The 14,155-nt window shown below is 70.3% G+C and carries 9 protein-coding genes; 3 read left to right on the top strand and 6 right to left on the bottom strand.

What is annotated here, in order from left to right; genetic code table 11:
* Positions 1 to 433: 433 nt before the first annotated feature.
* The 6 genes from tagF to phnD (VBO01S_RS27650) all read right to left on the bottom strand — a co-directional run bounded on the left by tagF (position 434) and on the right by phnD (VBO01S_RS27650) (position 9,644).
* Entirely contained in the window at positions 434 to 1,066 is a 633-nt protein-coding gene (gene tagF, locus VBO01S_RS27625; protein ID WP_062481382.1) for a type VI secretion system-associated protein TagF, read from the bottom strand.
* Positions 1,063 to 4,665, bottom strand: coding sequence for a type VI secretion system membrane subunit TssM (gene tssM, locus VBO01S_RS27630; protein WP_062481384.1), 3,603 nt, complete (start codon positions 4,663 to 4,665; stop codon positions 1,063 to 1,065). The genes tagF and tssM overlap by 4 nt, the downstream gene beginning before the upstream one ends.
* The gene (locus VBO01S_RS27635) at positions 4,662 to 6,008 is read right to left on the bottom strand and encodes a DotU family type VI secretion system protein (protein WP_062481386.1); all 1,347 of its coding nucleotides are present in this window, start codon (positions 6,006 to 6,008) and stop codon (positions 4,662 to 4,664) included. Before VBO01S_RS27635 ends, tssM begins: the two co-directional genes overlap by 4 nt.
* A 32-nt stretch (positions 6,009 to 6,040) precedes the next feature.
* A complete protein-coding gene (gene tssK, locus VBO01S_RS27640) occupies positions 6,041 to 7,372 on the bottom strand; it encodes a type VI secretion system baseplate subunit TssK (protein ID WP_062481388.1) in 1,332 nt (443 codons plus the stop codon).
* Between the two features lie 188 nt (positions 7,373 to 7,560).
* Positions 7,561 to 8,598 (bottom strand): phosphate/phosphite/phosphonate ABC transporter substrate-binding protein, encoded by a 1,038-nt coding sequence (phnD, locus tag VBO01S_RS27645; RefSeq protein WP_255221218.1) that lies wholly within the window; start codon positions 8,596 to 8,598, stop codon positions 7,561 to 7,563.
* Positions 8,595 to 9,644, bottom strand: a complete 1,050-nt coding sequence (gene phnD / locus VBO01S_RS27650) for a phosphate/phosphite/phosphonate ABC transporter substrate-binding protein (RefSeq protein ID WP_062481390.1) — start codon at positions 9,642 to 9,644, stop codon at positions 8,595 to 8,597. The genes phnD (VBO01S_RS27645) and phnD (VBO01S_RS27650) overlap by 4 nt, the downstream gene beginning before the upstream one ends.
* Before the next feature lie 164 nt (positions 9,645 to 9,808).
* Here phnD (VBO01S_RS27650) and VBO01S_RS27655 point away from each other — a divergent pair, with 164 nt between their 5' ends.
* The 3 genes from VBO01S_RS27655 to VBO01S_RS27665 form a co-directional block, all read left to right on the top strand.
* Positions 9,809 to 11,713 (top strand): ATP-binding response regulator, encoded by a 1,905-nt coding sequence (locus VBO01S_RS27655; RefSeq protein WP_062481391.1) that lies wholly within the window; start codon positions 9,809 to 9,811, stop codon positions 11,711 to 11,713.
* Between the two features lie 226 nt (positions 11,714 to 11,939).
* A complete protein-coding gene (locus tag VBO01S_RS27660; protein ID WP_255221219.1) occupies positions 11,940 to 12,953 on the top strand; it encodes an ABC transporter substrate binding protein in 1,014 nt (337 codons plus the stop codon).
* A partial coding sequence (locus VBO01S_RS27665; RefSeq protein ID WP_255221220.1) for a sensor histidine kinase occupies positions 12,950 to 14,155 on the top strand: 1,206 nt, incomplete at its 3' end. The genes VBO01S_RS27660 and VBO01S_RS27665, both read left to right, overlap by 4 nt.

Here is a 14,155-nt window from a genome sequence, read left to right on the forward strand (position 1 = left end):
GGGCTTTGGATACCAGCGGGCCATCGCTTCGCTCGGCCAGTGGGCTGCAGCAGGCGCTTTGCGCCTGCTGCAGCGGGGATTGGCAGTGGCGTCCGCAGAGAAATGCGCGCAGGCGAAGCCGCGCGCATGGGCGTTGGATTGGGCTGTTGGTATTGCAGGGCCGAGCGCAGCGACGGCCCGAGTTCCCCCTCCCCTCTGGCTGCGCCGAGGAGCGCAGCGTTTCGCGGATCAGGGCTCGCAGCTGTTTGAGCGAAGCGAGTTCTGCGAGACCCCGCGAAACGCGAGCACCGCAGGTTGCCCCGTAGCGAAGCGCAGGGGTCGCAGACAGTGGGGTCGCCTTTTCTTTGCTTACTTTCTTTTGGCGAAGCAAAAGAAAGTGAGTCCGCCGCCGGGCGGAACTCCCGGCCTCGGGAAGGAAAAGAAAGCACCGCCCTCATTCCCCACCCCCAAGAAACAAGGCCTCGAACTGCACATCCCGAGGAAGCCCCGTAGCCAACATCCGAACCCCGCCTTCCAAGCCAGGCGTCTCCATCCAAAGCGAAGCCCCAGCCAGTGGCAACTCAAGCGACCGATCATCAGCGGAAGGTTCAGCAGCAACACCCACGAACAACCGACTCAACGCCGCATCAAACCGCAGCGCATCCAAATCCCCTTCAAGCCCTTCCAACACAGCCTGAGTCCCCAACGCCCACCATCGCAGCGCAGCAATGAGCGCCTCTCCGTGAAGCGCACCAGACACGCCTTCATCCAACTCAACAGCCAGAGTGAACGGAAAATACCGCCCCACCCCATCCACCGAAGGCATCAACACCCCCATCCACCCCCGCTCCCCCACCACCTGCGCCCCCAGCGCAAAGCACCACACCGGCGCCTCCAGGTAGTGAGAAGTCCAATCCGCATGCCGATCCCTCAGCCGCGCCAGCCCGCGCTGCAACCACGGGTCCCAGACAGAGCGAAACGACTCCGGCAACCGCCGATGCGCAAAGTCCCCCATCCCCGGCAGCTTGCCAAACCACCCCGGCAACTCAGAGGAGACGAAGAGAGAAGAAGAAGAGGCCAGACTCACAACCCCTCCGGACAAGAAAACTCCCGCAACTCCTTCAACCGAATCGGATGCTGCACGCTGTTCGTCGTCACCTCGAACCGCGTCTTCCGCGCCCCCACCTGGAAGGTAATGAAGAACTTCTCCGGCGCATCCCCCGCTTCGAGTTGCCCATCGTCCAAGGTACGGAACAAAGCCCAAGGCCCATCCATCGCCGACCCCGAACTCCCCGTCGTCGACGGCGGACTCACCTGAACGCGCACCTGGTTGCTCCCCTTCGGCCCCGGCCACTGCACCGCCATCGGCACCACCGGCCCGTGCGCGTACTTCACCAGCTGCCCGTCCACGTCGAGGATGAACTGCGTGATGCCCGCGTCCATCTCCACCGGCTTGAAGTCCAGCCGCATCGACGGCCCGCGACCGCCGCCGCGGAAGAAGATGTCCTTGATGCGCGCCGCGCGTTCGAACTGCGCCAGCGCCTGCGTGGTGATCGCGCCGCGCTCGGCCACGGGCTTGTAGCGCCACGGCCGGGTGCTGGTGTCGACCAGCGCGGCCAGGCGCTTCTGGAAGAAGTCGTCCATCAGGCCGCCGGCGCCGAACATCTGGCCGAAGTCCTCGGGCAGCACATCGCGCTTGCTGCTTTGCACGAACGGGTAGCGGCCCGCGATGGCGCGGTTGCAGAACTCGGTCACGGGGCGCAGGTCCTGGCTCAGGTTGCCGCGCTCGGCCACCTGTGCCTGCGCGGCGCCGGTCTGGCTCAGGTTCTCGATCATGCTGCGCACCGGCTCGGGCAGGCGGCCCGCGTCCGACTTGAGCTTGCCGGCCACGTCGCCCGGCGGCGGCGAGGTGCGGCCCTTCACGGCCGTGTCGACGGCGTTGAGGTACACGTACACCTCGTTGAAGAGCTTGAGCGCGTCGTCGATCGGCGCCGGCTGGTTCGGGCCGCCCGCGGTGACCAAGCGGCGCAGCGACTCGAAACGGTCGTCCACGATGCTCTCGATGCGCTTGCCCGGCGCCACCTGCTTGCCAGGGTCGCTGCCGAACAGGTCTTCCAGGCCCTTGCGCGTGTTGCGCACGGTCTCGGTGGCCTTGCTGACCACGTCCTTGTTGGCATCGGCCGCGGGAATCAGCGTGGTCTGCTTGACGACCGCACGCAGGAAGTTCGCGAGCGGCGAATCGACACCCGAGAGAATCCGCGCGGTCTCGATGTTCTTCTCCAGGCCGCTGACGCGGATCAGCCGCACGTCGGCCAACAGCGCCTCCCACTGCTTGACGTACTCCTCGAGGTACAGGCGACGCACGCGGTCGGTGAGCGCACCGAGCGCCGCGGCGTCGCGCAGGCGTTCACTGGCGTTGCGGTCCTGGCCGAGCACCCACGGGTCTTCGGCGGCGAGCAGGCCGGTGAGCACCACGACCTCGTTCTGGAAGCGCTTGTGGTACCCGTCGTAGGTGAACATGCCGGGCACGCCCTCGCTCAGCGGCTTGCCGCTGATGCGCTCGAACACCAGCGGGCCCGACGGACCGGTGGCCTGCGCCACGCTGAAGCCCGGGATGTCCTTGGTGGCGCGCTGGCGCTTGAGGCGACTGAACACGCGCTGCTCCAGCGGGTAACTCGCGAGCACGGCGCGCACGCTGCGCACCAGGTTCTCGTCCATCTTCAGCGGCGAGCGCGGCGGGCCCTGGGCAATGAGCACATCGAGCTGGTCTTCGAGCGCCTTGCGCTGGTCTTCGGGAATGCCACGGTCGAGGTTGCGCGCCCAGTCGAGCGTGATCCAGGCCTTCAGCGCCTCGGGGTCGAAGCGCTCGGGCTGATAGAGCATCAAGTAACTCTTGAGGGCCTCGTAGGTGAACTCGAGGTTGTCCTTCTGCGCGGTGCGCAACTGGTCCTCGATGCGCTTGGCGATCTGCGGCAGGAAGGCGTCGTTGAGCGCGCGCTGGTGCGTGAGCATCGCGGCGGCATCGAGCTTGTCGCCCTGGTACAGGCCCAGCGTCATCGACAGCGGCTCGTCGCCCTGGCGGTTGTCAGGCGTCTTCCAGATGTCGCGCAGGCCCTGCAGCACGGGCGCGACCTCGACCAGGTTCTGCACGCGCGTCGGCAGCGCGGCCAGCGTCTTCTGCGCGGGCTCGACGCGCGCCTCGACCGACTTCAGGTAGTTGTGGTTCTGCCAGGTGCTGTAGCCCCAGGCCGCGAGCAGGCCGACGGTGAGCAGCGTCATCGCGGCCACGCCCGCCAGGCGCAGCGTGTTGCGGCGGCGCTCCAGCTTCACGTCGGCACCGGCCAGGCGCTGCTCCGGGAACACCACCTCGCGCAGCAGCGCGGTGAGAAAGTAGCTGCGTCCGCTCGACTTCTGTGGCGCGAGCATGGCGCGCTCGATGCCGAAGCTGCGCGCCAGGCTGCCCATCACGCGGTCGATCGGGCTGCCCTCTTGCGTGCCGCTGGTGAAGTACACGCCGCGCACCCACGGCGGCTGCGCAAAGCGCGAGCCGGTGAACACCTGTTCGAGCAAGTCGGAGAGCAGCGGGCCGACCGAGCCGAACTGCGCCGGAAAACCGAAGATCGCCGCGCGGCGCGTGCCGTCGGTCTCGCGCTGCATGCGTGCGATGAGGCCGTCGTTGACGCGGTTGTGCAGCAAGGCGAACTCGCGGTTGAAGGCGGTCGACAGGGCCTTCTCTTCGCGCTGCACGTCCTCGTCCGCCGGCAGCGTGAAGCCGAAGACCTGCGCGCGCTGCTCCTTGCCGAGGTCGTCGAAGTAGTCGGTGAAGCCGTAGAGCAGGTCGCTCTTCGTCACAAGCACGTACACCGGCAGGCGCGTGGTGAGCTTGCTGTCGAGCTCAAGCAGCCGCGCGCGGATCGAGGCCGCGAGTTGCGTGCGCGCCTCGGGGCCCTGGCTCAGCAGGTCGCCCACGCTCACGGTGAGGAACACGCCGTTCAGCGGGCGGCGCGGGCGCGCCTTCTTCAGCAGGCCCAGGAAGCCTTCCCACGCGCTCTTGTCTTCCGACTGGTGGCTGTCCTGCGTGGTGTAGCGCCCGGCGGTGTCGATGAGCACAGCTTCGTCGGTGAACCACCAGTCGCAGTTGCGCGTGCCGCCCACGCCACGGATCGCTCCGGGGCCGAACTTCTCGGCCAGCGGGAACGAGAGGCCCGAGTTGACGAGCGCCGTGGTCTTGCCCGCGCCCGGTGCGCCGATGAAGACGTACCACGGCAGGTCGTACAGGTAGCTGCCACCCGAGATCGACAGCCAGTCGCGCCAGCCCGGCTTCTTGCCGGCGGCATGCAGGCGCATCTGCTTGAGCGTGGCGACGGCTTCGCTGAAGCGCGTGTCGAGGATCTTCTGTTCGCCGTCGACCGGTGCACCGGTCTTGGCGGCCGGCGCCTTCATGAGGCCGTCGGTCAGGTGCTGGCTCGCACGGCGCGCGCGCCAGCGGCGGTACATCGCGCGCAGCACGACGATGAGCACGATCACGCCGATGACGATGGCGCGCGTCATCTCGCCTTCGAGCGGCGCGAGCGAGCCGATCTTCACCAGCGGACCGATCCACCAGATCAGCAGTGCGACGACGATCAGCGCGAGCAGCGTCAGCAGCAGCGGGCTGAACAGGAAGCCGAAGATTTTCTTGATCATTTCGTCGCTCCTGGAACGGGAGCAGCCGGTGCAGCAGCGAGGCGCTCGGGTTCGGTCAGCAGCACGATGTCGACGCGGCGGTTGCGCGCGCGGTTGGCCGGCGTGTCGTTGGCCACCACGGGCTCGGCGTCGGCCTTGCCGTCGGAGCGCATGCGCGCGGGCTCGACCAGCGTGGAGAGCGCGCCCTTCACCGCGTCGGCGCGCGCGGCCGACAGGTGCCAGTTCGACGGATAGCGCAGCGAGCGGATCGGCTGGTTGTCGGAGTGGCCGGTGATGAGCACCTCGCCCTTCACCTCGGCCAGCGCCTGGCCGATGCGGCGCAGCACCGGCAGCGAGGCCGCCATCGGCTCGGCGCTGCCCGAACCGAAGAACGAATCGCCGCGCAGCCGCACCACGCTGCGGTCGGCCTCGTCGGTCACGGTGACCAGGCCCTGCTTGATCTCGGGCTCCAGGAAGCGCGCGAGCCGCGGCGACTTGGCCGGCGCGGCGGGCGGTGCGATCTGGATGTTCGGCACGCGCAGGCTCGACACGGCCGCGTAGGTGGTGTCGGAGCGGTGGTTGAGCGTGAGCCGCAGGCCGAACCACGCGAGCGCCAGCAGCAGCGCGAAGCCGGCCGCGAACACCCACAGCGGCAGCGACTCGCGCAGCCGCACGGTGCCCGCACCCTGCCCACGCCAGTGCGGCGACAGCTCGGGCTCGACGGCCGGACGGTCCTTGGCGATCAGATCAGCCAGGCGCTGGCGCACCGAGTCGAGCTGCGCACGGCCGTTGTCGACCACGCGGTAGCGGCCCTCGAAGCCGAGCGCGAGCACGCTGTAGATCAGCTCGAGCAGCTGGCGGTGCGTGGGCACGTCTTGCGCGAGCTTGGCCAGCAGCTGGAACACCTTTTCGCCGCCCCAGGTCTCGTTGTGGAACTGCACCAGCAGGCTCTGCTTGTTCCAGCCGGCCTGCACGCCCCAGGGCGTGTTGGCCACGGCTTCGTCGAGCGCGGTGCACAACACATAGCGCGCGGCCAGCACCGACTCGTTGCCCACGCCCGCGCGGCGCGCCGCGGCGTCGAACTGGTTCACCGCATCGGCGGTGGACGCGCGCAGCGCCGGCACGTTGGGCGGCTGTGCGAGGTTGCGCAGCTTGCCGATCAGCACCAGCAGCTTGCCGGCGGCCGAGACCAACGGATTGAGCAGGCCGATCTCGCCCACCTCGGCCACGGGGGTCGGATCGGCGCCGCCGAAGAACGGCGCGGGTGCAGCGGCCGGCGGCGCGCCGCCCGGCGTGCGCGGCTTGGGCTTGATGACCGTGCGCTCGGACTCGAAGGCGGCGAAGGGGTCGGGAGGGGTGCTCATGGTGATGTTCCGTTTCCGTCAGCCGGGGGCGGCTAGGAACGAATGGCCCAGAACGCGAGGTCCAAGCCGGGGAAATCGCCCGCGATGTGCATCGCGATGCCGCCCGATTGCTCGAGCTGGCGCCACAGGTCGCTGTTGCGCGTTTCGAGTTCGAAGTAGTTGGCGCCTGTGTGGAAGGGAATCTGGCGCGGCGCCACCGGCATCGGCGTCAGCGTGACGCCGGGCAGCGCCAGGTTCACGAGATCGCGGATGCGCTCGACCGGCCCGATCTTCACCTGCGTGGGGAAGCGCGCGCGCAGCGCCTCGCTCGGCATGTTCGCGCTCACCGCCAGCACAAAGGTCGCCTTGCGCTGCAGCTCGACGTCGGTCACCACCGCCACGCGCACGCCGTGCTTGCGGTCGTGCAGGTCGATGCGGATCGCCGACTGCTCGAACACCATCGACAGGCTGCGGCGCAGGTCGTCCATCACCGGACGGAAACTCAGTGCCAGGTCGTCATGGATGTAGGGGCCGAAGCGCGCCACGCGGCGCGTGTCGCGGAAGCTCGCAAGGTCGCCGGCCAACCCGAGCGCGTGCTCGAAGAAATGCTGCGGGTGCAGCATCGCGCTCTTGGCCAGGTGCGCAAAGATCGCCTCGTTGCGGTTCACCGCCTGCAGCAACATGAAGTCGGCGATCTCGGCCACGCCGCCGGTGCCGCCTTGCGTCATGCGCCCGGCCAGCGCCTCGCCGCGCTGGCGCAGCAGGCCCAGCAACTCGTCGAGCCAGGCGCGGATCACCGCATGGCCAGCCACGTCGAGCAGCGGCGGCAGCATCGCGCGGTCGAGCTGCACCTGGTTGTCGACCCGGCGCTCGACCACGCGGGCCACGCCCAAGGTCGCCCACGCGTCGGTGGCTTCGCTGGCGCGCATCAGGCGCGTGTGGAGCTGGCCAAGTTGCAGCATCGCGGTGCGCTCGCCGGCCGTGTTGGAGTCGGGCACGTCCGACTCCAACACGCGGTGGCGCACCAGCTCTTCGTATTCTTCAGCATCGGCCTCGCGCGCCCCGGCGCGGCGCAGCGGCAGCGCCAGCACCACGGCCTCGTCGCGCATGGACGCAGGAATGTCGATGGGCTCAGGCAGCGGATCGACCGCCGGCATGTCGAACACCGTGCCGTCACCGAAGATGCCCACCGCCCGCACCAGCGCCAGCTTGCCCAGCGTGAGCGCCGCCGCGTCGATCTCGACTTCGGCGAATCCCCAGGCGTAGGGCGTGGTGGTGCGCAACAGCACATGCCGCGCATGATCGGCATGGCGCTCGCTCTGCTGCAGGTGCTGAGGCTGCAACAGCATCCCCTCGCTCCAGACCACTTTGGTTCGCCAACTCATCCGCACTCCGTCAACGGCAAGGGTGCCGGGAAGAAAGAAGAAACACGAAGTTTCCGGCGCGGGGGGCTGCGGGCAAATCCGTCTAATGGCCTAGACGGTGGCGATTTGCGTACGGCAAAGGGAGTAGATGGCCAGGGAGAGCACGTCGAAGGACACGGCCCCGGGAATGAAGCAGCGCCGCGGCGGCTTCAGCGAGGCGCGGCAGAACCGCGCAGCGCCTCCACCTGCGCCGCATACGCCTTCTCGATCCGCTGCAGCCGCTGCTCCCGCGCCGCATCGTTGACCCACGCCGCCGACAACGCGCGCTGGCGCCCCAGCTGGTATTCGAGCTTCGCTTCCGGCAGCAGCGCGCTGTCGTCCGCCGCGACGTAGCCGTACGCCGCGCGCAGGTTCTTCAGCACCTCGCGCTCGGCGTCGGCGCGTGGACCCTTGCCCTTGCCGTAGCCGACGAGGAAGGCCTGCAGCTTCGCCTGGAACTCGGGCGGGTAGTCGCGGCGCACCACCATCTGCGCGCCGGGCGGTGGCTCGGACTCCCAGATCACCTGCAGCCGCGCGGCCTCGACCGGGAACTGCTGGCGGAAGCGCTCGAAGTCGGTGGTGTTGTTGGTGGCCACGTCAGCGTCGCCGTTGGCCACGGCCAGCGCGGTGGCCTGGTGGGTGCCGACGAACTCGCTGCGAAAGCGGGTTTCCATCTCGATCTGGTTGGGCAGAAAGAGCTGACTCTGCGGCACGATGAAGCCGGTGACCGAGCGGCTGTCGCCGCGCGCGAGCCGCCAGCGTTCGGGCTGGGCCAGCAGGACCTCGAGCGTGTTGAGCGGCCCGGTCTTGCGCGCGAGCAGCACGGCGCGGTGCTCGGGCATGCCGTCGCGCCGCGCGATCTGCGCCACCACCTTCATGCGCCGCTGCATGACGGCGTCCAGCGCCATCTTGGCCGAGAGAAAGGCCATGTCGATCTCGTCGCGGCCGATGGCGCGGTCGAGCTCTTCGTACGACGGCACCGAGTACGCGCTGACGGGCAGGCCCAGCGCACGGCTCATGTCGGCCATGAGCGGCGTCCACAAGGCACGCGACTCGACGGTGCCGCCCAGCGGCAGCACGCCGAAGCGCACCTCCTTGATCACCGGCGTGCTCTTGGTGGAGGGCGTCGGCGCGGGCTGCGCGCCCGCCGGCCATGGCGCCATCAGCGACGACGACAGGGCCAGCGCAAGCAGGGTCCGGCGGTTCAAGGGCTCACATCCTTCAATACGGCGAGCTGCTCGGCGTAGCCGCTCTCCAGGCGCTGCAGCCGCGCCTGGCGCGCCGCGTCGTTGACCCACTGGGCGGTCTTCGCGTTCTGCATGGCGAGTTGGTAGGCCAGCTTGGCGGCGGGCAGCAGCGAGCTGTTGTCGGCGGCCACGAAGCCGGCCAGGTCGTGCAGCGACTTGAGCACCACGCGCTCGGCGTCGCCGCGCGGCCCCTTGCCGCGGCCGTAGGCGACCAGGAAGGCCTGCACGCGCAGGCGCAGTTCGGGCGGGTACTCGCGGCGCACGACGATCTGCGCGTGCGGGATCAGCTCCGACTCCCACAGCACCTGCAGCCGCTGCGCCTCGGCCGGAAAGCGCAGCTTGAAGCGCTCGAAATCGGCCGAGTTGTTGGTGGCCACGTCGGCCTCGTTGTTGGCCACGGCCAGCGCGTTGGCCTGGTGCGTGCCGACCACCTCGCTCAGGAAGCGCGTCTCCATGACGATGTGGTTCGGCAGAAAGAACTGCAGCTGCGGCACGATGAAGCCCGACACCGACTGCCGCTCGCCGCGCGCCAGTCGCCAGCGCTCGGGCTGGTCGACGAGGTTTTTCAGCGTGTTGAAGGGCGGCGCCTTGCGCGTGAGCAGCAGCCCGCGGTAGCCGGGCAGGCCGTCGTGCCGCACGACCTGGGCCACGACCTTCATGCGCTTCTGGCTCACGGCATCGAGTGCCATCTTTCCCGACAGGAACGCCATGTCGACTTCGCCGCGCTGGATGGCCTGCTCCAGCGCTTCGTACGAATTGACCGAGAGCACGCTCACCGGCCGCTGGATGGCGCGGCTGAGTTCGGCCAGCAGCGGGTCCCAGTCGCTGCGCGACTCGAAGGCACCGCCCAGCGGCAGGATGCCGAAGCGCACCGGTGCATCCGCGGCGGGCGCCGCAGCCTGCGCCGCCGCCAGCAGCGGCAGCAGCAGGAGCCCCATGGCCAGCGCCAGGGCCGCACGGCGGCCGGTGCCGGGGAAACTGCCGAAACGACGCAAGAAGGCGTGCATGGAAGGAGCGGAAGACACGGGGCCCGCGGCGAGCCGGCGGGGTCTAACATGGGCGACGCGGACGCCATTACATCCCAAATGCGAGTCTTTCTCGTGATGTTTTTCCGGTCTTCCCTGTTCGGGGCCGTGGCCCTAAGCTCGCGCCCCATGCGTTCAAGGCCTTCATGAACTGGAACTTCCGCCTCCTGCGCGGGCTGGCCCGCCTCACCTTCGCCCAGCAGCTGATCCTGCTGGCGCTGGTGCCGGCCACGGCGGCCACGCTGGTGGCCATCGCGGTGCTCACGCGCCAGCACCTGGGCAACCTCACCGAGCTGATGCGCGCCAACGCGCAGACGGTGGCGCTGCAGGTGGCCACGGTGGCGCAGGCGCCGCTGGCGCGCATGGACCGCCGCGCGCTGGCGCGCACCGCGCAGACGGGCACCTACCAGCCGCACGTGCAGCAGGTGCAGATCTGGACGGAAGACGGCGAGATCGTCGCCAACTCCGAGACCGTCGACCGCCGCCGCGGCGAGGGCCTGCAGGTGGTGGTGCCGATCGTCAGCGACGACGGGCGCCACAACGGCAAGGTGATGGTCGAGATCGGGCTGGACGCGGTGCAGAGCGCGCGCCGCTCGGTCTGGCTCAACGTAGCGCTGGTGCTGGCCATGAGCCTGCTGGGCGTGGGGCTGGCCGGCTGGTGGGCGGCGCGCCGCATCAGCGAGCCGATCCGCGCACTGGGCGAGGCGGTCGACCGGCTCGGCGCGGGCGAGGCCGCCAGCGTGGCGATCGAAGGCACCTCGGAGGTGCGCCACCTGCAGCACGGCTTCAACCAGGCGGCGCGCGCGCTCGCCGAAAGCCACCGGCTGCTGCAAAGCCGCATCAACGAGGCGACGGCCGAGCTGGCGCGCAAGAACCAGTTGCTCGAAGTGGCCAGCCAGGCCAAGACGCGGCTGCTGGCCGCCGCCAGCCACGACCTGCGCCAGCCGCTGCATGCGCTCACGTTGTTCTCCGACGGGCTGGCCAATGGCGAGACCGACCCGGTGAAGCTGCAGCGCATCGGCCACATCCGCGAATGCGTGGATTCGCTCGACCGGCTGTTCTCGGAGCTGCTGAACCTGTCGCAGCTCGACGCCGGCGTGCTGCAGCCGCAGTGGGCCGACTTTCCGCTGGACCGTCTGTTCGACGAGATCAGCCGCAACTTCCGCCCCGTGGCCGAGCAGCAGGGCCTGCGGCTGGTGGTGCGCAAGACCGAGCTGTGGGTGCGCTGCGACTACGTGATGCTCTCGCGCATCCTGAACAACCTGGTGTCGAACTCGCTGCGCCACACGGTCGAAGGCGGCGTGCTGATCGGCGCGCGCGCCCGCGGCAAGGGCGTGCGCATCGACGTGGTCGACACCGGCGTGGGCATTGCCGCGCACCACCAGGCGCGGGTGTTCGAGGAGTTCTACCAGGTCGAGCCGGCCAGCCGCAGCAACGCGCCCGGCGGCGCGCGCGGCATGGGCCTGGGGCTGGCCACGGTGCAGCGGCTGGCCGAGCTGCTGAACACGCGCGTCGAGCTCAGCTCGCGCCTGCACAAGGGCACCTGCGTGCGCGTGCAGGTGCGCGCCGCGCCCGCCGCACTGCCGGCGCCGGTGGCACCGGCGCCCACACTGGTCACCGCCGCCGACGACAACGGCGCCAGCCTGGCGGACCTGCGCATCCTCGTCATCGACGACGAGCGCACGATCCTCGAAGGCCTGAGCGTGGTGCTCGGCAACTGGGGCGCCACGGTGCTGGCCGCGCAGACCCGCGCCGAAGCGCTGGCGCTGGCCGACGGCTGGGACACGCCACCCGACGTGGTCGTGAGCGACCTGCTGCTGCAGGGCGGCGACAACGGCCTCGATGTGATCGCCGCGCTCGAGCGCCACCCAAACGGCATCGGCGCCGGCACCGCGCGCCTGCTGGTCACCGGCGAGACCAAGCCCGACCGCCTGCGCGAGGTGGCCGCCGCCGGCATCGCGGTGCTCTACAAGCCGGTGTCGCCGCGCGTGCTGCGCCAGGCGATCCAGGCGCAGCGCGCGGCCGCGCTGATGGTGGCCGCGGGCCTCTGACACGGTACCTTCCCTGTAGGCGCCGGGTAGTCCGTCGGACATAGACCAAGCAGCCGCCGCGGTGTGATCTTCCTCACACGCGCAGGCCCTCGCGCATGCGGGCATAAGCCCTCCGCCTTATCGCGGGAAACAGGGCGCGTCCTTACATTGGACCATTGCCTCTCGCTGCACAAAGCAGTCCATGTCCGTCGCTGTGAACCCTCCCATTCCGCTTTTCTCCGGAAGAGTGCACCGTGCTGTCCACGCGCTGCTGGCCTTCGGTCTCGTGCTGTGCCTGGCCGCCGCGCCGCGCGTGGCATCGGCGGCCACGCTGACGGTGCTCGTCGGCGACGACCAGGCCGCATCGGCCGAGTTCGTGCAGCAATTGCGCACCGGCCAGCCGGCCTCCGGCAAGTTCGAACTCGTGCGCATCGGACCGGGCGCCCCGGCCGCGGAGCCGGCCAGCACCGACACCGAGCCCGCCGCCAACACCGGCGTACGCACGCGCAGCCTGCGCACCGCGAGCGACGCGGGCCTCACCGTGGCGGTGGGCACCGCCGCCGCGCGCGCCGCCCTCGAACGCCCCGGCGCCGAGCCGCTGGTGCTCGCAATGCTGAGCCGGCTCGACTACGAGACCCTGAAGGCCGCCAGCCCCACTGCCCTGCGGCGCGGCGACCGGCGCGTGGGCGTGCTGCTGCGCGACCCGGCCATGGCCGACCAGCTCGCGCTGGTGAACGCCGTGCTGCCGCAGAAGCGCCGCCTGGGCGTCATCGCTACGCCCGAATCCGAGCCGCTGGTGCGCGAGTTGCAGCGCGCCGCGCAGAACGCCAACCCGGCCTGGGACCTGCAGGTCGAGATCGCGCCCGACGCGCGCTCGCTCGCCGCCGCGCTGCGCGCGCTGGTGCCACGCAGCGACGCCCTCATGGTGCTGCCCGACCTCATCGGCGACAGCCAGGCGGCCACGCTCTCGGTGCTGCATGCCGGCGCCGGCGCGGGCCTGCCGGTGTTCGGCGCCAGCGAGGGGCTGGTGCGCTCGGGCGGCCTGGCGGCGGCGGTCTCCACGCCCGGCCAGCTCGCGCAACAGGCGCGCCAGCTCGGACAGAAGGTGGCCAGCGCAGGCAGCACCGGCAACAGCAACAGCCCGCTGGTGGAGGCGGCCACGCCGGCCACCGTGCGGATCAACGCGACCGTGGCACGCGGGCTCGGCCTGCGTCCGCCGGAGGAACGGGAGCTCACCGAACGACTCGCAGCCCCGCGATGAGCACCACGCCGGTCCCTCCAGGCCCGCTGTCCCGCCCGACGGCGGCGGGAGCGGCCACGGCGACCGAATCGCCACCGCCCCCTCCCCCACCGGCCGCCGCCTCGCTCGTCGTGCGCGGCAACCTGCAGCGCGACCTGTTCCGCCTGGGCGTCGTGCCCTGCGCGGCGGTGGCGCTGGCGCTCACCGGCTGGTTCACGCACAACCGGCTGCAGACGCTCGAAGCCGCCTTCGACGCCGAAGGCCAGGCGGTGGCGAAGCAGGTGGCGGCCATGTCCGACCTGAGCCTGTACGCGGGCGACCTGCCGGCGCTGCAGAACGTGGCCTCGGCGGCGTTGCGCGGCGGACAGGTGACGCGGGTGGAGATCAGCAACAGCGCCGGCGTGTACGTCACGGCTGGGCCGAAGAACGAATCGCTCGCGCAGCTGCGCATGTTCAGCGCGCCCGTCACCTTGCGCGAGGCCTCGCGCGCCAGCGCCTTCGCGCCGGCCGGCTCCACCACGGCGGGCGACACGCCCATCGGGCTGGTGCAGACCTTCCGCGACACCACCGCCTACACGCACGAGCGCAGTCGCTCGCTCATCGCCGGCATCGGCATCGCGCTGGTCGCGCTGCTGGCGGCGTGGGCCTCGGTGCGCCACATGGCGCGCACGGTGGCGCGGCCGCTGCGGCGCGTGTCGCGCACGGTGGCGGCGCTGGAGGCCGGCCACTTCGAGGTGCGCTGCGACGTGGTCGAAGGCGGCACGCGCGGCACGCACGAGCTGGCCGTGCTCGCGCACGACATCGACCGCCTCGCCGAGCGCCTGCAATACAACCGCCAGGTGAGCGAGGAGCGCGTACGCGAGGCCACCGCCGTCGCGCTGCAGCGCATGGCCGAGGCCGAGCAGGCCGCGCTGTCGCGCGCGCGCTTCCTGGCCGCCGCGAGCCACGACCTGCGCCAGCCGCTGCATGCCATGGGCCTGTTCATCGACGGCCTGCTGCCCAGCGCCACCGAGGCGCAGCGCCCGGCCGTGCTGCGGTTGCAGGAGAGCACCGGATTCATGGGCGTGCTGCTCGACGACCTGCTCGAGATTTCGCGCCTCGACGCGCAAGTGCTCACGCCGGCCATCACGCGCGTCTCGCTGGCCGCGCTTTTCGATCAGCTCGACGCGCAGCACGCGCCCGCCGCCAGCGCGGCGCAGGTGCGGCTGCACTGGCGCGACCGC

Origin of the sequence: Variovorax boronicumulans NBRC 103145, assembly GCF_001591345.1 — a bacterium.
GTDB lineage: Bacteria > Pseudomonadota > Gammaproteobacteria > Burkholderiales > Burkholderiaceae_C > Variovorax > Variovorax boronicumulans.